Below are 23384 nucleotides of genomic sequence, written 5' to 3'. Positions count from 1 at the left end.
GCTTCAAGAAGACTGTTCGCGCAGGTAGCGCACGGGCAAGGTTGCATGATGAGCTTGAGGCTAGCAAGCAATACCAGTGTGTCGGCAGCGCGCCGGAATACTGTAGGAGCGGGCTTGCCCCGCGATCGCTATCCAACAGACACACCGCATCGCGGGGCAAGCCTGCTCCTACGGGGTGGGATGGGTGTATTCCAGGCAAAAAAAAGCCCCGCCAAAGTGACGGGGTTGAGGTACGAGCGTGGCAGCTCGAAAAGGGAGCCTGTCTCCCCCGGCAGGAGGAGACAGGGAACAGCATTACAGCAGCATGGTGCGGATGTCGGTCAGCAGGTCGCCCAGACGCTTGGTGAAGCGTGCAGCGGCCGCGCCGTTGATCACACGGTGATCGTAGGACAGCGACAGCGGCAGCATCAGCTTGGGCTGGAAGGCCTTGCCGTCCCAGACAGGCTGGATGGTGGCCTTGGAAACACCCAGGATCGCCACTTCCGGCGCGTTGACGATCGGCGTGAAGCCGGTGCCGCCAATGTGGCCGAGGCTGGAGATGGTGAAGCAAGCGCCTTGCATGTCGTCAGCCGACAGCTTTTTGGTCCGGGCTTTTTCAGCCAGGGCCGCGGCTTCGCCAGCCAGTTGCAGCAGGCTCTTCTGGTCGACGTTCTTGATCACAGGGACCAGCAGGCCATCCGGGGTGTCTACGGCGAAACCGACGTTGACGTATTTCTTGCGGATGATCGCTTTGCCGCTAGGTGCCAGCGAGCTGTTGAAGTCCGGCAGTTCCTTGAGCAGGTGGGCGCAGGCCTTGAGCAGCAGTGGCAGTACGGTCAGCTTGACGCCGGCCTTCTCTGCAACGGCTTTCTGGGCCACGCGGAAAGCTTCCAGCTCGGTGATGTCGGCGCTGTCGAACTGGGTGACGTGAGGCACGTTCAGCCAGCTGCGATGCAGGTTGGTAGCACCCATCTGCATCAGGCGGGTCATCGGCACTTCTTCGATTTCGCCGAAGCGGCTGAAGTCGACTTCCGGGATCGGCGGGATGCCTGCACCACCGGTTGCACCGGCGGCCGGGGCTTCCTTGGCCTTCTGCATCATGGCCTTGACGTAGACCTGCACGTCTTCCTTGAGGATGCGACCGTGCGGGCCGGTGGCGGCAACGGCGCCCAGCTCGACGCCGAACTCGCGGGCCAGCTGACGCACGGCAGGGCCGGCGTGAACCTTGGCACCGCTGGCAGCAGCAGGGGCAGCCGTTGGCGCGGCGGCAGGGGCAGCAGCCGGTGCCGGAGCAGCAGCCGGTGCAGCTTCAGCCTTGGCTGGCGCCGAGGCGGCAGCAGGAGCTGGAGCGGCGGCCGGTGCAGCGCCTGCAACTTTCAGCTTGAGGATCAGGTCGCCGGTGCCGACTTCGTCGTCGAGCTTGGCGATCACGGCTTCGACAACGCCTGCGGCTGGAGACGGGATCTCCATCGAGGCTTTGTCCGATTCCAGGGTGATCAGCGACTGGTCAGCTTCGACGGTGTCGCCGACCTTGACCAGGACTTCGATGATCTTGGCCTTGCCCGAGGAGCCGATGTCCGGAACGTGGATGTCCTGGACGGTGGCAGCAGCAGGGGCAGCAGCCGGCGCCGGAGCAGCTGCCGCAGCCGGGGCTGCAGCAGGCTTCTCTTCGGCAGCCGGTGCGGCGGCCGGAGCCGCGGGCGCAGCAGCTGCGCCCTCGACTTCCAGTTCCATCAGCTCGTCGCCTTCTTTCAGGCGGTCACCCAGCTTGACCTTCAGCGACTTGATCACACCGGCCTTGGGGGCCGGGATCTCCATGGAGGCCTTGTCGGACTCCAGGGTCAGCAGGCTCTGGTCAGCCTCGATGCGGTCGCCGACTTTGACGAACAGCTCAATGATTTCACCTTCACCGCTGCCGATGTCAGGTACGCGAATGAGTTCGCTCACTTAAAAATACTCCTCAGCAGTCCAGTGGGTTGCGTTTGTCCGGGTCGATGCCGAACTTGGTGATGGCTTCAGCCACGACCTTAGGTTCGATATCGCCACGGTCAGCCAAGGCTTCCAGTGCAGCCAGCACGACGAAGTTACGGTCGACTTCAAAGAAGTGACGCAGCTTCTTGCGGCTGTCGCTGCGACCGAAACCATCGGTACCCAGGACTTTGAACTCTTTGCTCGGCACCCACTGGCGAATCTGTTCGGCGAACAGCTTCATGTAGTCAGTGGAGGCAATGACCGGGCCCTTACGGCCAGCCAGGCACTCTTCGACGTAGGTGATCTGCGGCTTCTGACCAGGCTTGAGGCGGTTGCTGCGCTCTACGGCCAGGCCGTCGCGACGCAGTTCGTTGAAGCTGGTGACGCTCCAGACGTCGGCGCCGACGTTGAACTCTTCACGCAGGATCTTCGCCGCTTCACGCACTTCACGCAGGATGGTGCCGGAGCCCATCAGCTGTACGTGGTGTGCCGCTTCGCGGGTGTCTTCCTCGAGCAGGTACATGCCCTTGATGATGCCTTCCTCGGCGCCGGCCGGAATGGCTGGCTGGGTGTAGGCTTCGTTCATCACGGTGATGTAGTAGAAGACGTCCTGTTGCTCTTCGGTCATCTTCTTCATGCCGTCCTGGATGATCACCGCCAGCTCGTAGCCGTAGGTTGGATCGTAGGTGCGGCAGTTCGGGATGGTCGCGGCCAGCAGGTGGCTGTGACCGTCTTCGTGTTGCAGACCTTCACCGTTGAGGGTGGTCCGGCCGGCGGTACCGCCGATCAGGAAGCCACGGGTACGGCTGTCGCCAGCGGCCCAGGCCAGGTCACCGATACGCTGGAAGCCGAACATCGAGTAGAAGATGTAGAACGGCAGCATCGGCTGGTTGTGGTTCGAGTACGAAGTACCGGCAGCGATGAAGGAGGACATGGCGCCCGCTTCGTTGATGCCTTCTTCGAGAATCTGACCTTTTTTGTCTTCGCGGTAGAACATCACCTGGTCTTTATCGACTGGCTCGTAGAGCTGGCCGACGGACGAGTAGATGCCCAACTGGCGGAACATGCCTTCCATACCGAAGGTACGGGCTTCGTCCGGAATGATCGGAACGATGCGCTGGCCGATTTCCTTGTCCTTGACCAGCTGCGCGAGGATCCGCACGAAGGCCATGGTGGTGGAGATTTCGCGATCGCCGGAACCGTCGAGGATAGCCTTGAGGGTTTCCAGTGGCGGGGTCGGAATGCTGAAGCTCTTGGCGCGACGCTGAGGTACGAAACCGCCCAGGGCTGTACGGCGCTCGGCCAGGTAACGGGCTTCGGCGCTGCCTTCTTCGGGTTTGAAGAACGGCAGGTTTTCCAGCTCTTCGTCCTTGACCGGGATGTCGAAGCGGTCACGGAAGTGACGCAGGCTGTCGACGTCGACCTTCTTGGTGTTGTGCGCGGTGTTCTTGGCTTCGCCAGCACCGGTGCCGTAGCCCTTGATGGTCTTGGCCAGGATGACGGTCGGCTGCTCTTTGTGGTTGACCGCCTGGTGGTAGGCTGCATAGACCTTGTACGGGTCGTGGCCACCACGGTTGAGCTTCCAGATTTCGTCGTCGGACAGGTCTTCGACCATGGCCTTGAGTTCTGGGGTGTTGAAGAAGTGCTCACGGACGAACGCGCCGTCCTTGGCCTTGTAGTTCTGGTATTCGCCGTCGATGACTTCGTCCATGCGACGCTGCAGGATACCGTCGACGTCCTTGGCCAGCAGTGGGTCCCAGAAACGGCCCCAGACCACTTTGTTGACGTTCCAGCCACCGCCACGGAACACGCCTTCGAGTTCCTGGATGATCTTGCCGTTGCCGCGAACCGGGCCGTCGAGGCGCTGCAGGTTGCAGTTGATGACGAAGATCAGGTTGTCCAGCTTCTCGCGGCCAGCCAGCGAGATGGCGCCCAGGGATTCCGGCTCGTCGCACTCGCCGTCGCCCATGAAGCACCAGACTTTCTGCTTGCCTGCAGGGATGTAGCCACGGCTTTCCAGGTACTTCATGAAGCGTGCCTGGTAGATCGCCTGGATCGGACCCAGACCCATGGAAACGGTCGGGAACTGCCAGAAGTCAGGCATCAGCCATGGGTGTGGGTAGGACGACAGGCCTTGACCATCGACTTCCTGACGGAAGTTGTTCATCTGGTCTTCGCTGATGCGGCCTTCCATGAAGGCGCGGGCGTAGACGCCAGGCGAGGCGTGGCCCTGGAAGAAGATCAGGTCGCCGCCGTGCTCGTCGGTCGGAGCCTGGAAGAAGTAGTTGAAGCCGATGTCATACAGGGTGGCACTGGAGGCGAAGCTCGAAATGTGGCCGCCCAGGTCCGAGTCTTTCAGGTTGGTGCGCATTACCATTGCCAGCGCGTTCCAACGGACCAACGAGCGAATGCGGCGTTCCATGAACAGGTCGCCAGGCATGCGTGCTTCGTGGGTGACAGGGATGGTGTTGCGGTATGGCGTGGTGATGGCGTACGGCAGCTGGGAGCCACTACGGGTGGCCAGCTCGCCCATACGGGTCATCAGATAGTGAGCGCGGTCTTCGCCTTCTTTGTCGAGAACCGACTCCAGGGCGTCCAGCCATTCCTGGGTTTCGACGGGATCGAGGTCTTGCATGGCTTGCTCCAGGGCGGAAAGGCTTCCAGAATCGGTTGCCTGAGTTTGCGACTGGCCTTTTGGGCAGACGACATGAAATTCTTGGATTACCGGAGAGTGTACCGGCGTTGTGTAGTTTTACTACAAATGAATCACCATTTCATGCTTTTGAAGTGACGAAGCAGTAGTAAAACTACAGAAATATGGCTCGTGGCCGCTGTTTGGGTTGTGGGATAAAACGATACCGGTAGTCAAAAACAAGTTACGAAAAGGTTTGCTGTGATGGTTTCTGCCAGAGAATCATGTTTTTCAGCTATTTCTAACTTTTGTACGACAGTCCAACCGCCGCCGGTGGGGGTGGGCTTGCTCCACGAAAGCATTTCGTCAGGCAAATCGCATCGCGGGGCAAGCCCGCTCCTACACACTTTCTCGCCGATCAAGGATAGACCATGAGCCTGCCTTCGCTGGTCGATCTGCCTGCCACCCTCGCACCGCTGGTCAGCCGCAACGAACAATCGCTGCGCAGCGCCGTGGCCCAGCAGCCAGAACTGTCACTTGAACACTGGACGCCAGTGCGCTGGGCGCAGTTTGCCCGGGTGGCGGCGGCCAGCGATTTTGTCCTTGAACAATGCCTGCGTGATCCCGCCATGCTGGTTGAGCTGGAGACGAGCGGTGAGCTGGACCGGGCTTTCGCGCCGGGTGAGCTGTGCGCGCAGATCGCCGCGGCGACCCAGGCTGCCGAAAGCGAAGACGAGCTGGCCCGCAACCTGCGCCGCCAGCGCAGCCGTCAGCAGGTGCGGATCATCTGGCGCGACCTGAACCGCCAGGCCGATCTGGTGCAGACCTGCCGTGACCTGTCGGACCTTGCCGATGCTTGCATCGACCAGGCCTACCACTGGCTTTATCCACGCCACTGCCAGCAGTTCGGCACACCCATCGGCCACCGCAGCGGCCTGCCCCAGCACATGGTGGTGCTGGGCATGGGCAAGCTTGGCGCCGTGGAGCTGAACCTGTCGTCGGACATCGACCTGATCTTCGCCTTCCCCGAGGGCGGCGAAACCGAAGGGGTCAAGCGCTCGCTGGACAACCAGGAGTTCTTCACCCGGCTCGGCCAGCGGCTGATCAAGGCCCTGGACCCGATCACCGTCGATGGCTTTGTGTTCCGTGTCGACATGCGCCTGCGCCCCTACGGCTCGGCCGGTTCCCTGGTGCTCAGCTTCAATGCACTGGAGCAGTACTACCAGGACCAGGGCCGCGACTGGGAACGCTACGCGATGATCAAGGCGCGGGTGGTGGCGGGCGACCAGGTAGCCGGTGCGCAGTTGCTGGATATGCTGCGCCCCTTCGTTTACCGGCGCTACCTGGACTTCTCGGCCATCGAAGCGCTGCGCACCATGAAGCAGCTGATCCAGCAGGAAGTGCGGCGCAAGGGCATGGCCGACAACATCAAGCTGGGGGCCGGCGGCATTCGCGAAGTCGAGTTCATCGCCCAGGCATTCCAGTTGATTCACGGTGGGCGCGACCTGAGCCTGCAGCAGCGGCCCTTGCTCAAGGTGCTCGCCACCCTGGAGGGCCAGGGCTACCTGCCGCCGGCGGTTATCACCGAGCTGCGCGAAGGCTATGAGTTCTTGCGTTACACCGAGCATGCCATCCAGGCCATTGCCGATCGCCAGACCCAGATGCTGCCGGACGACGACCTGGACCGTGCGCGCATCGCCTTCATGCTCGGTTTTGCCGACTGGGACAGCTTCCATGCCCAGCTGATGCACTGGCGCGGGCGCGTCGACTGGCACTTCCGCCAAGTCATCGCCGACCCCGATGAAGATGAAAGCGAAGAGGGTGAAGTGATTGTCGGCGGTGAGTGGCTGCCGCTCTGGGAAGAAGCCCAGAATGAAGAGGCCGCGTGCCGCCAACTGCAAGACGCCGGTTTTGCCGATCCGGGCAAGGCGCTCAAGCAATTGGCCAGCCTGCGCGCCAGCCCGCAGTTGCGTGCCATGCAGCGACTCGGGCGCGAGCGCCTGGATGCCTTTATCCCACGCCTGCTGGCCCAGGCGGTGGAACACGCCGACCCGGACCTGGTGCTGGAGCGGGTGCTGCCGCTGGTCGAAGCGGTGGCGCGGCGTTCGGCTTATCTGGTGCTGCTGACCGAGAACCCGGGGGCGCTGCGTCGTTTGCTGACCCTGTGCGCGGCAAGCCCGTGGATCGCCGAGCAGATCACCCGCTTCCCGTTGCTGCTGGACGAATTGCTCAACGAAGGTCGCCTGTTCAGCCCGCCCCAGGCGCCGGAGCTGGCGGCCGAACTGCGCGAGCGGCTCACGCGTATCCCCGAGGACGACCTCGAACAACAAATGGAGGCGCTGCGTCACTTCAAGCTGGCCCACAGCTTGCGGGTAGCCGCCTCGGAAATCGCCGGCAACCTGCCGCTGATGAAGGTCAGCGACTACCTGACCTGGCTGGCCGAAGCCATCCTCAACCAGGTGCTGGCCCTGGCCTGGCGCCAGACCGTATCCCGCCATGGCCAGCCCAAGCGCAGTGACGGCAGCCTGTGTGATCCGGGCTTCATTATTGTCGGCTACGGCAAGGTCGGCGGTATCGAGCTCGGCCATGGCTCGGACCTTGATCTGGTGTTCATCCACGACGGTGATCCGCAGGCCGAAACCGACGGTGCCAAGCCGATCGACAGCGCCCAGTTCTTCACCCGCCTGGGCCAGCGCATCATTCACTTGCTGACCACCCAGACAAACTCCGGGCAGCTCTACGACGTGGATATGCGCCTGCGTCCGTCCGGCGCGTCGGGCCTGCTGGTCAGTTCGCTGGGTGCCTTCGAGCGTTATCAGCAGAACGAGGCGTGGACCTGGGAGCATCAGGCCTTGGTGCGGGCGCGCGTGCTGGCGGGTTGCGCGCAGGTGGGCAAGGCCTTTGAAGAGGTGCGGGCACGGGTGCTGGGCCAGCCGCAAGACCTGGCCAAATTGCGTGTCGAGGTCAGCGAGATGCGCGCCAAAATGCGCGACAACCTGGGCACCAAGCTCAGCGCGGCAGGCACCGGCGCCAATGCCTTTGACGCCGGTGTGCCCTTCGATATCAAGCAGGATGCCGGTGGTATCGTCGATATCGAATTTATGGTGCAATACGCCGCTTTGGCCTGGTCTCACGACCATCCGGCGATACTGCGCTGGACCGATAACATCCGCATCCTCGAAGAGCTTGAAGAAGCCGGGTTGATGCCGGCCAGCGATGCGGTGCTGCTGCGCGAGGTGTACAAAGCGTTTCGCTCTGCGGCGCACCGTCAGGCGCTGCAGAAGCAGGCCGGTGTGATCGATGCCGGGCAGTTTGTGCAGGAGCGTCGCGAGGTGCGGCGGATCTGGGGCGAACTGGGTCTGACATGAGCGGTTGAACGAGGCGAATCAGGCGGCAGGGAGCCTGCCAGGACCACACTACAGCCCGAGTGGCGTACACTGGTCGACATATAGCCTGAATATAAAGAGGGGAGGCCAGGCGGTTCGCGGACAGTCTGTAGCCTCCCTGATCGTTTCTGGATAAAGCATGAGAATTTTGATCATTGGCCCTAGCTGGGTGGGCGACATGGTAATGGCGCAGACCCTGTTCCATTGCCTGAAGCAGCAACACCCGGCGTGTGTGATCGACGTGCTGGCCCCCGAGTGGAGCCGGCCGATCCTCGAACGCATGCCTGAAGTGCGCCAGGCCTTGAGCTTTCCGCTCGGCCACGGTGCACTGGAACTGGCAACCCGGCGGCGTATCGGCAAGTCCCTGGCCGGTCAGTACGACCAGGCCATTTTGCTGCCCAACTCATTGAAGTCGGCGCTGGTGCCGTTCTTTGCCGGCATTCCCAAGCGTACCGGCTGGCGCGGCGAGCTGCGCTTCGGCCTGCTCAATGATGTGCGCAAGCTCGACAAGGCGCGTTACCCGCTGATGATCGAGCGCTTCATGGCCCTGGCCTATCCGGTCGGTGCCGAGTTGCCCAAACCCTACCCACGCCCGAGTCTGCAGATTGAAGCGGCCAGCCGTGACGCGGCCCTGGCCAAGTTCGGCCTGGCCCTCGACCGTCCGGTGCTGGCGCTGTGCCCGGGTGCCGAGTTCGGCGAGGCCAAGCGCTGGCCGTCGGAGCACTACGCCAAGGTCGCAGAGGTCAAGATTCGTGAAGGCTGGCAGGTGTGGCTGTTTGGCTCGAAGAACGATCACGCCGTCGGCGAGTCGATCCGCGAGCGGCTGATTCCGGGCCTGCGCGAAGAAGCCACCAACCTCAGCGGCGAAACGTCCCTGGCCGAAGCCATCGACCTGCTGTCGTGCAGCGATGCGGTGGTGTCCAACGACTCGGGCCTGATGCATGTGGCCGCAGCGCTCAATCGACCGCTGGTGGCCGTGTACGGTTCGACCTCGCCTGGCTTCACCCCGCCGCTGGCCGATCAGGTCGAGGTGGTGCGCCTGGGCCTTGAGTGCAGCCCCTGCTTCGACCGCACCTGCCGCTTCGGCCATTACAACTGCCTGCGTCAGCTTGAGCCGGAGGCGGTGGTGGCAGCGCTGCAGCGCCTCGATGGCCCGACCCTTGTTGATGTCATGGCCGAGGTCGACTAAGTGCGGGTACTGCTGATCAAGACCTCGTCGCTGGGCGATGTGATCCATGCGCTGCCGGCGCTGACCGACGCCTACCGGGCGATTCCCGGCATCCGCTTTGACTGGGTGGTCGAAGAGGGCTTTGCCGAGATCCCCAGCTGGCACCCGGCGGTGGACAAGGTCATCCCGGTGGCGATTCGCCGCTGGCGCAAGAACCTCTGGCAGACCTTCAAGAACGGCGAATGGCGCCAGTTCAAGCAGCGCCTGCGTGAAACCCAGTATGACCTGGTGATCGACGCCCAGGGCCTGGTGAAGTCGGCCTGGCTGACCCGCTACGTCAAGGCACCGGTGGCCGGGCTCGACCGCTATTCGGCCCGTGAGGGGCTGTCCAGCCGCTTCTACGACCGGCGCTTGTCGGTGGCTCGCGGGCAGCATGCGGTGGAGCGGGTACGCCAGCTGTTCGGCCTGGCCCTGGGGTATGACCTGCCCCCCGGCCTGGGCGACTACGGCCTGGACCTGAACCGCCTGCAATTGCCGCCAGCCGCGCCGTTCGTTGTGTTCCTGCACGGCACCACCTGGGACACCAAGCACTGGCCGGAGGCCTATTGGCGCCAACTGGCCGAGCGCATGGGCCAGCAAGGGCTTGAAGTGCGCCTGCCCTGGGGCAACCCGGCCGAGCAGGCCCGTGCCGAGCGCATCGCCAAGGGCTTGAACAACTGCCAGGTACTCCCCAAGTTGAACCTGGCCGGTGTTGCTCGCGTGTTGGCTGCTGCCAAGGCATGTGTCGCGGTGGATACCGGCCTGGGGCATCTGGCGGCGGCACTGGATGTGCCGACCCTGTCACTGTTCGGCCCCACCAACCCGGGGTTGACCGGTGCCTACGGCAAGTCCCAGGTGCACCTGGCCAGCGACTTTGCCTGCGCACCGTGCCTGCAGAAGAAATGCACGTATAAACCGAGCGCTGATGATCAGCGCCGGTTCGATCTCAAACGCGAGTGGCCGCTGTGCTTCACTCGCCTGAATCCCGAGCGTGTGGCGAGCCAATTGCGCGCGTTGCTGCTGGCTGAGGATGTTCGTTGATGCAACTGGCTTTTGTGCTTTACAAATATTTCCCCTTCGGTGGCCTGCAGCGTGACTTCATGCGCATTGCCCTGGAGTGTCAGCGCCGTGGCCACAAGATCCGCGTGTATACGCTGATCTGGGAAGGCGATGTGCCTGAGGGCTTTGAAGTGCTGGTGGCGCCGGTCAAGGCGCTGTTCAACCACCGTCGCAACGAGAAACTCAGCGCCTGGATGGAAGCCGACCTTGCCAAGCGCCCGGTGGATCGCCTGATCGGCTTCAACAAGATGCCGGGGCTGGATGTCTACTACGCCGCCGACGGCTGCTTTGAAGACAAGGCGCAAACCCTGCGCAATCCCCTGTACCGGCGCTGGGGCCGCTACCGGCACTTTGCCGAGTACGAGCGGGCGGTGTTCGCCAAGGACTCCAAGACCGAAGTCCTGATGATTTCCGAGGTCCAGCAGCCGCTGTTCATCAAGCATTACGACACCCCGCTGGAGCGCTTTCACCTGCTGCCACCGGGTATTTCCCAGGACCGCCGGGCACCGGCCAATGCCGCTGAGATTCGCGCCGAATTTCGTCGCGAGTTCGATCTGAAAGACGATCAGTTGCTGATGGTGCAGATTGGCTCCGGCTTCAAGACCAAGGGTGTCGACCGTAGTCTCAAGGCCCTGGCTGCACTGCCGTCGGCGCTGCGCAAGCGCACCCGATTGATGGTGATCGGCCAGGACGACCCCAAGGTGTTCCAGCTGCAAAGCGCGACTCTGGGCCTGAGCGATCAGGTGCAGTTCCTCAAGGGACGCAGCGATATTCCGCGTTTCCTGCTCGGCGCTGACCTGCTGATTCACCCGGCCTATAACGAAAACACCGGCACCGTGCTGCTCGAAGCGCTGGTCGCAGGCTTGCCTGTGCTGGTGTCGGCCGTGTGCGGCTATGCCCATTACATCGCCGAGGCCGACAGTGGCCTGGTGCTCGATGAGCCGTTCGAGCAAGCGCAGCTCAACCAGTACCTGCAGCGCATGCTCGAAGATGACGCCGCCCGCGCCGACTGGGCGCGCAATGGCCTGGCCTTTGCCGATACTGCCGACCTCTACAGCATGCCCGAGCATGCTGCCGATGTGATCCTGGCCCCGGAGCGTACATGAAACTGATACTGGCCGAGCCGTTCAAGCGCCTGTGGGCCGGGCGCGATGCCTTCGAGGCCGTGGAGGGCCTGCAAGGGCAGGTGTACCGCGAGCTGGAAGGGCGCCGCACCCTGCGCACCGAAGTCGAGGGGCGGGGCTATTTCGTCAAGATCCACCGTGGCATCGGCTGGGGCGAGATCTTCAAGAACCTGTTCACCGCCAAGCTGCCGGTGCTCGGTGCCGGCCAGGAATGGCAGGCCATCGAGCGCTTGCACCAGGTGGGTGTCCCGACCATGACCGCCGTGGCCTACGGCGAGCGCGGCCGCAACCCGGCGACGCAGCATTCGTTCATCGTCACCGAAGAGCTGGCGCCGACCATCAGCCTGGAAGACTTCAGTATCGACTGGGTCAAGCAGCCGCCGGCACCGCGCCTCAAGCGCGCGCTGATTGCCGAAGTGGCGCGCATGACCGGCATGATGCACCGCGCCGGGGTCAATCACCGCGACTGCTACATCTGCCATTTCCTGCTGCACACCGACCGTGAAGTGACGGCCGATGACTTCAAGTTGTCGGTCATCGACCTGCACCGCGCCCAGACCCGTGCGACCATTTCCCGGCGCTGGCGCAACAAGGACCTGGCGGCGCTGTATTTCTCGGCGCTGGACGTCGGCCTGACCCGGCGTGACAAGCTGCGCTTTTTGCGCGGTTACTTCCTGCAGCCGCTGCGCCAGATCCTGGCTGAGGAAGCGGCCTTGCTGAGCTGGCTCGAAGGCAAGGCGCAGAAGCTCTACGAGCGTAAACAACGATACGGGGACGCGCTCTGATGGCGGGTTGGACACTGGAGCCTGAGTACCAGGCGCTGGCGGCGGATTTTGGCAGTATCGAGGCAGTCTTCGCCCTCAAGGGCGAGCGCCTGACCCACGACCCGCTGAGCGAAGTGATTCGCGTCGAGCGCGGCGGGGTCAACTACTACGTCAAACGCTACACCGGTGCCGGCAAGGGCCTGCGCCGCTACCTGGGGCGGCCGCGGATCAAGGCCGAGTGGCAGAACCTCAAGCAGTTCGCCAAGTGGGACATTCCCACTGCCGAGGTCGTGGCCTGGGGCCTGGAGCGCAAGGGCCTGGCCTTTGGTCGCGGGGCGATGATCACCCGCGAGCTGCCGCGCACCGAAGACCTCTCGGCCCTGGCCGAACGCAAGGATTCGCGCCTGGCACAGCGGGGCTGGGTCGATCACATCAGCCGCCAGTTGGCCCGGCACACCCGGGTGATGCACGATCACCACTTCACCCATAACGACCTGAAGTGGCGCAACTTGCTGGTGGATGACCAGGCCACGCTATTCTTCATCGACTGCCCCACCGGCGATTTCTGGTGGGGTTTCATGTTGCGCTACCGGATCACCAAAGACCTGGCCTGCCTGGACAAGGTGGCCAAGTATCACCTGTCGGCGACCCAGCGCCTGCGCTTCTATCTGCAGTACCGTGGGCGTGAGCGCCTGAATGAATCGGACAAGCGCCGCATCCGGCACGTGGTGACGTTTTTCGAGGGACGCGAATGACTGATTTTCTGGCCAGTGCCGACGTGGCGCTGCTTGAGCGCCATGGTCTGAACGGCTTCGACCAGCTCTGGGCGCTGCAACTGGATGCGGTGGACGAACCCAACACCGGCCGTGGTGGCTGGAGCAGCGTGTTCCGCCTGGAGCTGGAGGGCAAGGGCTACTACCTCAAGCGTCAGAGCGACTACCTGACCCGTACCTTGCACAGCCCGTTTGGCGAGCCGACCTTTGCCCGCGAGTTCCGCAATATCAGCCGCTACCAGAAGCTGGGGATTCCGGCGTTGCAGGCGGTGTATTACGGCGAGCGCAAGATTGACGGCGAACGTCGCGCCATCCTGATGACCCGTGCCCTGGATGACTGGAGCGACCTGGACAGCCTGCTCGGCCAATGGCCGCAGCTGGACATCGGCCAGCGCCAGGGCATCCTGCGCGCCTGCGGATTGCTTGCCCGCACCCTGCACGCGGCCAGCCAGGTGCACGGCTGTTTCTACCCCAAACATATCTTCCTGCGTGCCCGCAGCGATGGCTGGCAAGCGCAACTGATCGACCTGGAAAAAACCCGGCCATTGCTGCTGGGCATGCGCGACCGGCTCAAGGACCTTGAGCCGCTGTTGCGCCGGGCGCCGGTCTGGAGCGAAGCTGAAGTACGCGTGATGCTCTCGTCCTACCTGGACCAGCCCGCCGACAGCACGCTGGTCGATACCTGGCTGCAGCGCCTGACGCGCCGCCGCCGTGAGAAAGAGGCTCGCTGATGCGTTTGTCCGAACTCAAGGATGCCGGGCGCAGCCCGGACCTGCCCCTGACCATTACCCTGGCCGACGCGGCCGGCACTGCCGATCTGCAACTGCTCAGCCTGCTGCGGGTGCTGCCCGGTCAGCGCTACGTGGGCGCCGGTGTATGGCGCGGCAAGCCGGTGCTGGCCAAGTTGCTGGTTGGCGGCAGCGCGGCGCGGCATTTTCAGCGCGAGCTTGACGGTGCGCGCCTGTTGGCCGCCCAGAACCTGACCACACCGCTGTTGCTGGCCGATGGCTTGCGCGAAGGCGAGGGTGGCTGGCTGTTGTTCGAGTTCCTCGAAGGTTCTCAAAGCCTTGCCGATGCCTGGGCTGACGTCGAAGCCTTGCCGCCCCTGGCCGATGAGCAGCACGCCGTGCTGGGCGAAGCCCTGGCGGCCGTGGCGCAGATGCACGCCAAGGGCTTGTGGCAGGAAGACCTGCACCTGGACAACTTGTTGCGCCATGACGGCAAGCTGTACCTGATCGACGGTGCCGGCATCAAGGCCGAAACCCCGGGCACGCCGCTGTCGCGCCCACAGGTGCTGCAGAACCTGGGCGTGCTGTTTGCCCAGTTGCCCAAGCGCCTGGAGCCGTTCATTGAAGAGCTGCTGGTGCATTACCTGCTGGCCAATGCCGAGCATGCGCTGCCGCTCGAAGCGCTGCAGAAGCAGATCGACAAGGTGCGCAGCTGGCGCCTGAAGGATTATCTGGAGAAGGCCGGGCGGGAGTGCACGCTGTTCAGCGTTGAACGCGGCCCCTCGGGCTTGCGTTCGATCCGTCGCAACGAAGTGCAGGCCCTGCTGCCGGTGCTGGAGCAGGCCGACGCGCTGATTGACCAGGGCCACCTGTACAAGACAGGCGGTGCGGCCAGTGTGGCGCGTGTTGAGGTGGATGGGCGGCCGTTGGTACTCAAGCGCTACAACATCAAGAACACCGCCCACTGGTTCAAGCGCTTCTGGCGCCCGAGCCGGGCCTGGCATTCATGGATCGAAGGGCATCGCCTGGAGTTTCTCGGCTTTGCCACGCCCAAGCCGCTGGCGGTGCAGGAGCTGCGCTTCATGGGCTTGCGCAGCCGTGCCTACCTGGTGACCGAGTACGCCGACGGGCCAGACCTGATCGCATGCTTTACGCCCTACGTCGAGAGTGGCGAGGTGCCCGAGGCGCAGTTGCAGGCCCTGCACGCGCTGTTGACGCAGCTGATCCACGAGCGCATCAGCCATGGCGACATGAAGGGGCATAACCTGTTCTGGCAGGACGGCCAGTGGTCGCTGATCGACCTGGATGCCATGTGTCAGCATGCCACCCAGCTCAGCTTTGCTCCGGCCTTCGCCCGTGACCGGGCCCGGCTGTTGCGTAACTGGCCCAGTGGCAGTGCGCTGTACAAGCGGCTGGACGAGTATTTGCCCAAGCTTTGAAAGAGTAGGGGCGGGCCTGCTGTGGGAGCAGGCTTGCAGTGGGAGCGGGCTTGCCCCGCGATCGCGATCTGTCAGGCACATCGCATCGCGGGGCAAGCCCGCTCCTACCCCGCGATGGCTATCTGCAGAACCCGCGAACGCTGTACCAGGCCGGCAACCCCAGCCCGACCCAGGCCAGGGCATCCCACCAACCATCCCCCAGCAACGCCGCAAACAGCCCTGCTGCACCCAGCAGGGCGATCAGTGCGGGCATCCCGAACACGGTTCTCAGGCTTGATGCTTTGCGCTTCACCCCGCCACCTCCGCCTGAACGGCCGGCACTGCGGCCCGGCGCCGAACCACCCAGAGGTACACGCCACTGCCCAGCACGATGATGGTCAGCACATCCAGTACGGCCCAGAGAATCTGCATTGGCCGGCCACCGTAGTCACCGAAGTGCAGTGGCTGTGAAAGACCCATGGCATCCATGTACCAGGGCCGTTCGCCCACGGCGGTGACCGCCAGGGTGCTCGCATCGATCAGTACCGGTGTCAGCAGGTGCGCGGTCAGGTGGGTGCCGCCTTTCATGAACACCGCGTAATGGTGCTCGCTGGAAAAGCGCGTACCGGGGAAGGCGATGAAGTCCGGCACCATGCCCGGTGCTGCCTCGGCGGCGATGTCCAGCACCCGGCTGACGGGGGCCAGCGCCGTCAGCGGCGGAGCATCGCGGTAGGGGGCGACCATGGCACTGAGGCTATCGTTGCGCCACGCGGCGATGACCAGGTCCGACAGGGCGCTGATCACGCCGGTCACACCCACCACCAACGCCCAGGTCAGGGTGACGATGCCGATCAGGTTGTGCAGGTCGAGCCAGCGCAGGCGCCGCGATTTCTCGTGGCGCACGGTGGCGAACTTGAGCCGGCGCATGAACGGTGAGTACAGCACCACGCCAGAGATGATCGCTACCACGAACAGCACGCCCATGAACGCCAGCAGCAGCTTGCCGGGCAAGCCGGCAAACATGTCCACATGCAGGCGCAGCATGGTCATCATGAAGCCACCGTTGGCCGAGGGCATTTCCACCGCATCACCGGTGCGGGCATCGAGCATGAAGGTGTGCGAGGAATTGGGCTCGGTACCGGCCGTGGCGGCCATGATCGCCACCACCCCGTTACTGTCGTCCTCATCCCAGCCAAAGTACTGCATCACTTCGCCAGGGCGATGGGCCTGGGCCTTGAGCACCAGTTGCTGGAGGTCCAGCTTGGGTGTGTCGGCCGGCATCTCCTTGAGTTCCGGCGCATCGCCCAGCAAGTGGTCGATTTCGTGGTGGAAGATCAGCGGCAAGCCGGTGACCGCCAGCATCAGCAGGAACACGGTGCAGGTCAGGCTGGTCCAGGTATGAACGAAGGACCAGCGGCGTATGGTCTGGCTTTTCATCAGAACTTGTAGTTCACGCTGGCAACCACGTTGCGCTCGTCACCGTAGTAGCACCAGTAACCGTCGCAGTTGGCCAGGTAGTCCTTGTTGAACAGATTCTTGGCTTCCACGGCCACGGTCATGCCTTTGAGGGTGCTGACCTTGCGGCCCAGGTCGTAATGCACCGAGGCGTCGTAGACGGTGTAGGAGCCGACATAACCCAGGTCGGTGTTGGTGGTGTTGCCGTAGTTGTCGCCTACATAGCGCACACCGCCACCCACGCCAAAGCCATCAAGCACACCGTTGTGCCAGGTGTAGTCGGCCCACAGGGTTGCCTGGTTGCGCGGGATCAGCGCCATGCGGTTGCCTTGCTCGCCGGCGGCACCCTTGAGAATCTCGGTGTCGGTGTAGCTGTAGGAACCGATCAGCTTGAGGTTGTCGGTCACCTGGGTGGTGGCTTCCAGTTCAAGGCCACGAACCTGCAGTTCACCGACCTGGCGGGTGATGTTGCCTTCGGCAACCTTCACGTTTTCCTGGCGCAGGTCATACACCGCAGCGGTGTAAAGGTTCTTGCTGCCCACCGGCTGGTACTTCACGCCCACTTCGTACTGGCGCCCCTCGGTCGGTTTGAACGACTCGGTGGCGGCGACAGCGGCGCCGGTGGTCGGCTGGAACGACTCGGTGTACGAGATGTACGGCGTCACACCGTTGTCGAAGACATAGCTCAGGCCGACGTTGCCGGTGAAGGCCTTGTCGCGCTCGGTGCTGGTGGCGTCATTCTGGTTGTGGAAGGTGGTGCCGGTGTGTACCCAGTCTTCACGGCCGCCCAGGGTCAGGCGCCAGTTGTCCAGGGCGATCTGGTCCTGGACGTAGAAGCCGGTCTGGTAGGTCTTCTGGCCGTAGTCGTACATGGTGAAGTACGACACATTGGAGAAGTCCTGGCCGTACGGTGGGCGGATCACGTTGCCTGGCGGCACGCTGAAGCTCAAGCCGTAGTCCCACCTGTAGTTGGTGTTCGAGCGCTGGTGGTCCAGGCCGATCAACAGGGTATGGGTCAGGTCGCCGGTCTGGAAGTCGGCCTGGAAGTTGTTGTCCACGGCGAACTGGCTGATGTCTTCGTTGACGATGCCGGTTTCACGCGGGACGGTGCCATCGGGCTGGATGGTGCCGTTGTTCATGGTCGCTACGTTGATGCCCTGGAACGACAGATCGCTCTTGGTGTAGCGCAGGTTCTGGCGGAACTGCCAGACATCGTTCAGGCGGTGCTCGAAGGCGTACCCGAGTGCGTAGTAGGTGCGGTCGTAGAATTCCCAGTCCGGATCGCCCAGGTTCTTGTGGTGGGAGATGTCGCCTGCCGGCGAGTCCAGCTTGGTGCCTTGCAGTGGCAGGAACTGGCCGGAGATGCCGGTATCGTCACGGGTGTACTGGGTGATGAAGGTCAGCTTGGTGTCTTCATCCATGTTCCAGGTCAGGCTCGGCGCAATGTTGTAGCGCTTGTCCGGGACGTGGTCGGTTGGTGAATCACTGTCACGCACGACACCGCTGACGCGGTAGAGGAACTGGCCCTCATCGTCGATCTTGCCGGTGCTGTCGAAATTGAACTGGCGGTGGTTGTTGCTGCCCACCTGCGCTTCGACCTGGTTGGCGCTTTCTGCCTGCGGGCGACGGCTGACCATGTCGAGCATGCCGCCGGGTGGTGTCTGGCCGTAGACCGAGGAGGCCGGGCCGCGCAACACGGCGATGCGCTCAAGGTTCCAGGGTTCGACTTTCGGGTTGGCGAACGAGCCCTTGGGCAGCGGCAGGCCGTCGAGGAACTGGGTCGGGTCGAAGCCGCGTACCCGCAGCCAGTCGGAGCGGGGGTCGGAGGCGTAGCCGCTGCTCTGAACGCCGGCGGTATAGCGCAGGGCATCGTTGAGGTTGAGGACCTGGCGGTCATCCAGCTGCTCGCGGGTGATCACCGTCATCGAGCGTGGAATTTCAACGATAGGCGTATCGGTCTTGGTGCCCGCGGCGGTGCGGGTGGCGGTAAAGCCGGTGGCCGGGCCCCAGGCGCTTTCATAGTCGCCGGTGGCATTGATGCTGGTTTCCGGCAGGGCCAGGGTGCCCTCGGGAGTCGCGATCAGGCTGTAGGTGCCCGCGCTGCTCTGCTGCAGTTGAAGACCGGTGCCGCGCAGGGCTGCCTGCAGGGCGCCAGCGCCGTTGTACTGGCCCTTGACCGGTGCCGAGGTGCGGCCTGCGGCCAGGCTCGGGTCCAGGCTCAGGGCGATGCCGGCCTGGCTGGCGATCTGGTTCAGGGTGCTGGACAGCGGGCCTGCGGGCAGGTCGTAGCTGCGCATTGCCGACTGCTCGGCAGCGATCAGCGGGCTGCTCGCCAGCGGGGCGGACAAGGCAATGGCCATGGCCAGCAGGCTGGGGCGCAGGAAGGTTTCAAAGGCACGGGTCATGCAGCGGCTCCTCGACGGATAAGTGCTAACTAGCTTCCTTGCCGAGTGAGTTGGGAAAAGTGACAGGGCTTAGTGAAAATTATTTTGATTTGTATTGCGCAGGGTTCGCGGGGCGAGCCCGCGCCTGCGGTAGGGGAAGGGGATTACTCGCGAGCCACCACCGTCACCCACCAGGGGGTGTGCTGCTCGATCTGCACCGGCAAGGTCGGCAGCAATGAGGTCAGGGCCAGGTTGGTGTCGTTGAGCGGGAAGCTGCCGGTGATGCGCAGGTCGGCCACTTCCGGGGCAACGTTCAGGTAGCCGCTGCGGTAGCGGCCCAGTTCGTCGATCAGCTCGCTCAGGCGCACGTTGTCGACCACCAGCATGCCGCGGGTCCAGGCATCGGCGCCCATGTTCAGGCCGGCGATCTGGCCAAACTGGTCATGGGTCATCAGCACTTGCTGGCCTTCATGCAGGATCTGCTCGTCACCGCTGTCCTGGGGCCGTGCCGCCACGGCCGACTGCAATACGCTCAGGCGGGTGCCTTGCTCTTCCAGCTTGACCAGGAAGCGCGTGCCCAGGGCACGCATGCGTCCGTCTTCGGTGGCGACCACGAACGGGCGGTCGTCCTTGTGGCCGGTTTCGATGGAGATTTCACCCTCGTGCAGCACGATCAGGCGTTCTTTCTCATCGAAGCGGATGTCGACCGCCGAATGGGTGTTGAGGCTGATCATCGTGCCGTCAGTCAGGCGCAGGGTGCGCTGTTCGCCGGTGGCGGTGCGCTGGTCGGCCAGCCAGTAACCCAGCGACTGGTGCGCGCTGACCCAGCTGAGCAAGCCTGCCACCAGCACCAGGCTGGCCACGCCGCGGCCCAGTTTGCGCACGCGCTGGCGCAGGCCGGCGCGCGATTGCAGCAGGGCCTGGCGGGCAGGACCTGCCGCCGCACTGAAGCGTTGGTCGAGCATGCCCAGTTGCATCCAGGCCCGGGCGTGTTCTTCGTCGGCGGCGTACCAGCGGGCAAACTCGGCGCGTTCCTCGCTGCTGCCGCTGCCCGAGTCCAGGCACAGCTGCCAGGCGATTGCGGCGTCGAGCACCCGGGCGCTGACCGGCTTGTTGTTCATGTCGGCTCACCGTACAGGGCGATGTAGCACTGGCGCATGCCCTGGGCCAGGTACTGGCGCACCCGCGAAACCGAAACCCCCAGGCGCTCGGCGATCTGGGCGTGATTCAGGCCGTCGAGCCGGTTGTACAAAAAGGCCGCGCGCGCCTTGCTCGACAGCTTGCCGAGCAGACGGTCGATGGCCTTGAGGTCTTCGAGGATCAGGTGTTGTTCTTCCGGGGAGGGTTGTTCAGCTTCGGGGATGAGCATCAGTTCGGCCAGGTAGGCCTGTTCCAGGGCTGCACGACGAAAGTGATCGAACAACAGGCCTTTGGCAATGGCCAGGAGAAACGCTCGGGGCTCGCGGGGGGCAGGCAGCTCATCGCGCCCGAGCAGGCGCACGAAGGTGTCCTGGCTCAGGTCTTCGGCGCGTTCGGCGCAGACGATGTTGCGCCGCAGCCAAGCGAGTAGCCAGCTGCGGTGGTCGCGATAGAGGGTACCGACCAGCTCACTGTGTGGGCTTTGCACGGACGACAAGACGTTCCCCGAAAAGATGCGTTAACTAACGAGAATTATTCGCGATTGTCGCAGAATGTGTTCGCTAAACGCAATTGACGCTCATCGGGTGACGCTAGAAGCCGTGGCTCTGGTGTCGTCGGCGCCGCCACCGTTGCAGGTGCTGGTCGAGCAGTGCCGGACTGTCGAGCTGCTGGCGGCGGGCCTGGCTGAACAGAATCAACGCCAGTTCGGCGGTGACCATGGCATCGGCACTGGCGTTGTGCCGCTCGATCGCCTCCAGGCCGAAACAGGCCGTCCAGTCATCCAGGCCGGCTTCGCGCAGGGTGATTTGCGGGTTGAGCAGTGGCGCAAGCTCGGCAACATCCAGGAAGACATGCTGCAGGCGATAGCCCAGGTGGTCCTTGAGTGCCCGGGTCAGCATGCGCTGGTCGAAGGGCGCGTGAAAGGCCAGCACCGGGCTGTCGCCGATAAAGGTCATCAAGTCGAGCAAGGCATCGGCGGGATCACAGCCGGCCGCGATGGCGCTGGGCCCCAGGCCGTGAATCAGCACACTGGAGGTGAGCTTGTGATCGCGCTGGTAGAGGGTGCGCTCGAACTGTTGGCTGAAGTCGATCGCGCCGTCTTCGATCACGACGGCGCCGATCGACAGCACCTGGTCGCGGTTGGTGTTCAGGCCACTGGTTTCCAGGTCCAGTACCACCCAGCGCTGGCTGCGCAGGCTGTCGTCGCTCAGGGGGGCAGGTGCAGGCAACTCGGTCACCCGTTGGCGCACGCTGGCTTCGATCTGCCGCGGTCGCAGCCAGGCAAACAGGCTCACAGCTGATACCTCAGGGCCAGGCTGCCTTGCAGGCGCTGGGCCTGGCGCAGGGACTCGCGCAGGATGCGCCGGTCCAGGTGGTTGAGGCTGTCGGGGTCGACACGGTTGGAGTAGGGCAGGTTCTGGCGGCTCTGCAGCTGGTGTTGCTGCATGCGGGTCTGCTGGATGAAGTGGTAGGCCTCTTCATAGGCGGCGCCATCGAGGGGATCAATCACCTCGCGGGTGACCAGTTCGCGCAGGCGCTCCAGGGTGTTGTTGGCACTGACGCCATTGGCCAGGGCCAGCAGGCGTGCGCCATCGACGAAGGGGGTCAGGCCCTGGACCTTGAGGTCGAGGGTGGCTGCCTTGTCATTGCCTTTGCGGGTCAGCACGAACTCGCGGAAGCGTCCAACGGGCGGCCGCTGGCGCAAGGCGTTCTCGGCCATCATGCGCTGGAACAGGCGGTTGTCGGCGACCTGCCCGAGAATGCTCTGGCGCAGTTGCTCGCAGGCATCCTCATCGCCCCAGACCACGCGCAGGTCGAAGTAGATGCTTGAGGCCAGCAGGTTTTCCGGCGTGGCCTCGCGGATGAAGGCGGCGAAGCGCCGGGCCCACTCGGCGCGAGACAGGCACAGCTCGGGGTTGCCGGCCATGATGTTGCCCTTGCACAGGGTGAAGCCGCATTGGGCCAGCCCCTGGTTGATGTATTGCGCCAATGGCAGCAGGCGGCCACGGATTTCGGCGGCATGGGCCGCATCGCGAGCCTCGAAAATGATGCCGTTGTCCTGATCGGTGTGCAGGGTCTGTTCGCGGCGGCCTTCACTGCCAAAGCACAGCCAACTGAACGGCACGCCCGGGTCGCCCTTGTCCTCGATGGCCAGTTCGATCACTCGGCACACGGTGTGGTCGTTGAGCAGGGTGATGATCTGGGTGATCTGCGTCGACGACGCCCCATGGGCCAGCATGCGTTCGACCAGCTGGCCGATTTCACCGCGCAGCGATACCAGGCTTTCGATGCGCGTGGCATGGCGAATGGTTCTGGCCAGATGGACCAGGTCGACCCGCTGCAGGGAGAACAGGTCACGTTCGGAGACCACGCCGCACAGGCGTTTGTCTTCCACCAGGCAGACGTGGGCGATGTGCCGCTCGGTCATGGCAATGGCTGCATCGAAGGCGCTGGCCTGGGGGCTCAGATAGAACGGGTTGGCGGTCATGTGGCCGCCAATGGGCTGGGCAAAGTCGGCACTGGCGTCGGCCACCACCTGGCGCAGGTCGCGCAGGGTGAAGATACCGATGGGAAAGCGCTGGGCATCGACGATCACGATGCTGCCCACTTGCTGTTCATGCATCAAGGCTACCGCCTCGCGCAGTGGTGTTTGCCGGTCGCACACCACCGGGTGGCGCATGGCCAGTTCGCCCAGGCGGGTGTTGAGCGAGTACTGCGTGCCCAGGGTCTCTACCGCGCGGCGCTGGACCTGTTGGTTGACCTGGTCGAGCAGGCTGCTGACGCCGCGCAGGGCGAAGTCGCGAAAGGCTTCGGACAGGGCGAACAGGCGGATGAACGCCGCCTTGTTCAGTTGCAGGCAAAAGGTGTCTTCGGCGGCGAGGTGTTCGGTGCGGGTGGCGCGTTCGCCCAGGAGGGCGGCGAGGGGGAAGCACTCGCCGCTGGCGATCTCGAAGGTGGTTTCGGTGCCGGGGCGGGTCACGTGCTGGCGCTCACCGACGACGCGGCCCTGCTTGACGATGTAGAAGTGCTCCACCGGCCCGTCGCTGGGCTTGATGATGCTGTCGTTGGCCGCGTAGAAACGCAGCTGGCACTGTTCCACGAGAAACGCCAGGTGGGCATTTTCCATTTGGTTGAACGGTGGAAAGCGTTGCAGAAACTGCAGGGTCCCTTGGATGTTCTGCAGTACTGCAGTCTTTCCTGCCTGGGCGAAGGCGTCCATTTTGCTCATGAACCTTACCGCGTCTTTTATGGGCAGCGCAGGGGCGCCGGCCTTGTTGTTTTCGGCTTTCATGGTCGGTCGCCAGGCGCCCAGTGCCCATTGGACGTAAGTCTAAATGGCGCGACGGCCAGGGTGAGAATTACG

General features: G+C 63.8%; 17 protein-coding genes. 8 read left to right on the top strand and 9 right to left on the bottom strand.

Annotated elements, in window-relative coordinates:
- Positions 1-294: 294 nt before the first annotated feature.
- Entirely contained in the window at positions 295-1926 is a 1632-nt protein-coding gene (gene aceF, locus U9R80_RS25355) for a dihydrolipoyllysine-residue acetyltransferase (protein WP_301842237.1), read from the bottom strand.
- Positions 1927-1939: 13 nt separating this feature from the next.
- Positions 1940-4585, bottom strand: a complete 2646-nt coding sequence (aceE, locus tag U9R80_RS25350) for a pyruvate dehydrogenase (acetyl-transferring), homodimeric type (RefSeq protein WP_301842235.1) — start codon at positions 4583-4585, stop codon at positions 1940-1942.
- A gap of 428 nt (positions 4586-5013) precedes the next feature.
- Between aceE and glnE the strand changes: the two genes are divergently transcribed.
- From glnE to U9R80_RS25310, 8 genes are all read left to right on the top strand, one after another.
- A complete protein-coding gene (gene glnE, locus U9R80_RS25345; protein ID WP_301842233.1) occupies positions 5014-7950 on the top strand; it encodes a bifunctional [glutamate--ammonia ligase]-adenylyl-L-tyrosine phosphorylase/[glutamate--ammonia-ligase] adenylyltransferase in 2937 nt (978 codons plus the stop codon).
- Between the two features lie 157 nt (positions 7951-8107).
- Entirely contained in the window at positions 8108-9157 is a 1050-nt protein-coding gene (gene waaF / locus U9R80_RS25340) for a lipopolysaccharide heptosyltransferase II (protein WP_301842232.1), read from the top strand.
- Positions 9158-10216, top strand: coding sequence for a lipopolysaccharide heptosyltransferase I (gene waaC, locus U9R80_RS25335; protein ID WP_301842231.1), 1059 nt, complete (start codon positions 9158-9160; stop codon positions 10214-10216).
- Positions 10216-11340: a glycosyltransferase family 4 protein gene (locus tag U9R80_RS25330; protein ID WP_301842230.1), complete on the top strand. Its 1125-nt coding sequence runs from the start codon at positions 10216-10218 to the stop codon at positions 11338-11340. The genes waaC and U9R80_RS25330 overlap by 1 nt, the downstream gene beginning before the upstream one ends.
- The gene (gene rfaP / locus U9R80_RS25325) at positions 11337-12143 is read left to right on the top strand and encodes a lipopolysaccharide core heptose(I) kinase RfaP (protein ID WP_301842229.1); all 807 of its coding nucleotides are present in this window, start codon (positions 11337-11339) and stop codon (positions 12141-12143) included. The genes U9R80_RS25330 and rfaP overlap by 4 nt, the downstream gene beginning before the upstream one ends.
- The gene (locus tag U9R80_RS25320; RefSeq protein ID WP_301842227.1) at positions 12143-12877 is read left to right on the top strand and encodes a lipopolysaccharide kinase InaA family protein; all 735 of its coding nucleotides are present in this window, start codon (positions 12143-12145) and stop codon (positions 12875-12877) included. The genes rfaP and U9R80_RS25320 overlap by 1 nt, the downstream gene beginning before the upstream one ends.
- Complete coding sequence (locus tag U9R80_RS25315) at positions 12874-13626, top strand: lipopolysaccharide kinase InaA family protein (protein WP_301842226.1); 753 nt, start codon at positions 12874-12876, stop codon at positions 13624-13626. The genes U9R80_RS25320 and U9R80_RS25315 overlap by 4 nt, the downstream gene beginning before the upstream one ends.
- Positions 13626-15062, top strand: a complete 1437-nt coding sequence (locus U9R80_RS25310) for a lipopolysaccharide kinase InaA family protein (protein WP_301842225.1) — start codon at positions 13626-13628, stop codon at positions 15060-15062. The genes U9R80_RS25315 and U9R80_RS25310 overlap by 1 nt, the downstream gene beginning before the upstream one ends.
- A 118-nt stretch (positions 15063-15180) precedes the next feature.
- Here U9R80_RS25310 and U9R80_RS25305 read toward each other — a convergent pair whose 3' ends face one another.
- The 7 genes from U9R80_RS25305 to U9R80_RS25275 all read right to left on the bottom strand — a co-directional run bounded on the left by U9R80_RS25305 (position 15181) and on the right by U9R80_RS25275 (position 23249).
- Positions 15181-15315, bottom strand: coding sequence for a hypothetical protein (locus U9R80_RS25305; protein ID WP_301842224.1), 135 nt, complete (start codon positions 15313-15315; stop codon positions 15181-15183).
- 35 nt (positions 15316-15350) lie between these two features.
- Entirely contained in the window at positions 15351-16478 is a 1128-nt protein-coding gene (locus U9R80_RS25300; protein WP_301842223.1) for a PepSY-associated TM helix domain-containing protein, read from the bottom strand.
- Positions 16478-18901 carry a TonB-dependent siderophore receptor gene (locus tag U9R80_RS25295; protein WP_301842222.1) on the bottom strand — a complete coding sequence of 808 codons (2424 nt, stop codon included), beginning with the start codon at positions 18899-18901 and terminating at the stop codon, positions 16478-16480. The genes U9R80_RS25300 and U9R80_RS25295 overlap by 1 nt, the downstream gene beginning before the upstream one ends.
- 143 nt (positions 18902-19044) lie before the next feature.
- Positions 19045-20001: a FecR domain-containing protein gene (locus tag U9R80_RS25290; protein WP_301842221.1), complete on the bottom strand. Its 957-nt coding sequence runs from the start codon at positions 19999-20001 to the stop codon at positions 19045-19047.
- Entirely contained in the window at positions 19998-20516 is a 519-nt protein-coding gene (locus U9R80_RS25285; RefSeq protein WP_301842220.1) for an RNA polymerase sigma factor, read from the bottom strand. The genes U9R80_RS25290 and U9R80_RS25285 overlap by 4 nt, the downstream gene beginning before the upstream one ends.
- 94 nt (positions 20517-20610) lie before the next feature.
- A complete protein-coding gene (locus U9R80_RS25280; RefSeq protein WP_301842219.1) occupies positions 20611-21315 on the bottom strand; it encodes a 3'-5' exonuclease in 705 nt (234 codons plus the stop codon).
- A complete protein-coding gene (locus tag U9R80_RS25275; protein WP_301842265.1) occupies positions 21312-23249 on the bottom strand; it encodes a DUF294 nucleotidyltransferase-like domain-containing protein in 1938 nt (645 codons plus the stop codon). The genes U9R80_RS25280 and U9R80_RS25275 overlap by 4 nt, the downstream gene beginning before the upstream one ends.
- Positions 23250-23384 lie beyond the last annotated feature (135 nt).

The sequence above is a fragment of the Pseudomonas sp. JQ170C genome (assembly GCF_035581345.1).
Taxonomy (GTDB): domain Bacteria; phylum Pseudomonadota; class Gammaproteobacteria; order Pseudomonadales; family Pseudomonadaceae; genus Aquipseudomonas.
This window is presented reverse-complemented; position numbering and strand designations above follow the sequence as displayed.

Excerpts from the sequence above, each read along its gene's own strand:
- aceE (WP_301842235.1), bottom strand. The coding sequence starts at position 4,585 with ATGCAAGACCTCGATCCCGTCGAAACCCAGGAATGGCTGGACGCCCTG.
- glnE (WP_301842233.1), top strand. The coding sequence starts at position 5,014 with ATGAGCCTGCCTTCGCTGGTCGATCTGCCTGCCACCCTCGCACCGCTG.
- waaF (WP_301842232.1), top strand. The coding sequence starts at position 8,108 with ATGAGAATTTTGATCATTGGCCCTAGCTGGGTGGGCGACATGGTAATG.
- U9R80_RS25330 (WP_301842230.1), top strand. The coding sequence starts at position 10,216 with ATGCAACTGGCTTTTGTGCTTTACAAATATTTCCCCTTCGGTGGCCTG.
- rfaP (WP_301842229.1), top strand. The coding sequence starts at position 11,337 with ATGAAACTGATACTGGCCGAGCCGTTCAAGCGCCTGTGGGCCGGGCGC.
- U9R80_RS25320 (WP_301842227.1), top strand. The coding sequence starts at position 12,143 with ATGGCGGGTTGGACACTGGAGCCTGAGTACCAGGCGCTGGCGGCGGAT.
- U9R80_RS25315 (WP_301842226.1), top strand. The coding sequence starts at position 12,874 with ATGACTGATTTTCTGGCCAGTGCCGACGTGGCGCTGCTTGAGCGCCAT.
- U9R80_RS25310 (WP_301842225.1), top strand. The coding sequence starts at position 13,626 with ATGCGTTTGTCCGAACTCAAGGATGCCGGGCGCAGCCCGGACCTGCCC.
- U9R80_RS25305 (WP_301842224.1), bottom strand. The coding sequence starts at position 15,315 with ATGCCCGCACTGATCGCCCTGCTGGGTGCAGCAGGGCTGTTTGCGGCG.
- U9R80_RS25300 (WP_301842223.1), bottom strand. The coding sequence starts at position 16,478 with ATGAAAAGCCAGACCATACGCCGCTGGTCCTTCGTTCATACCTGGACC.
- U9R80_RS25295 (WP_301842222.1), bottom strand. The coding sequence starts at position 18,901 with ATGACCCGTGCCTTTGAAACCTTCCTGCGCCCCAGCCTGCTGGCCATG.
- U9R80_RS25290 (WP_301842221.1), bottom strand. The coding sequence starts at position 20,001 with ATGAACAACAAGCCGGTCAGCGCCCGGGTGCTCGACGCCGCAATCGCC.
- U9R80_RS25275 (WP_301842265.1), bottom strand. The coding sequence starts at position 23,249 with ATGAGCAAAATGGACGCCTTCGCCCAGGCAGGAAAGACTGCAGTACTG.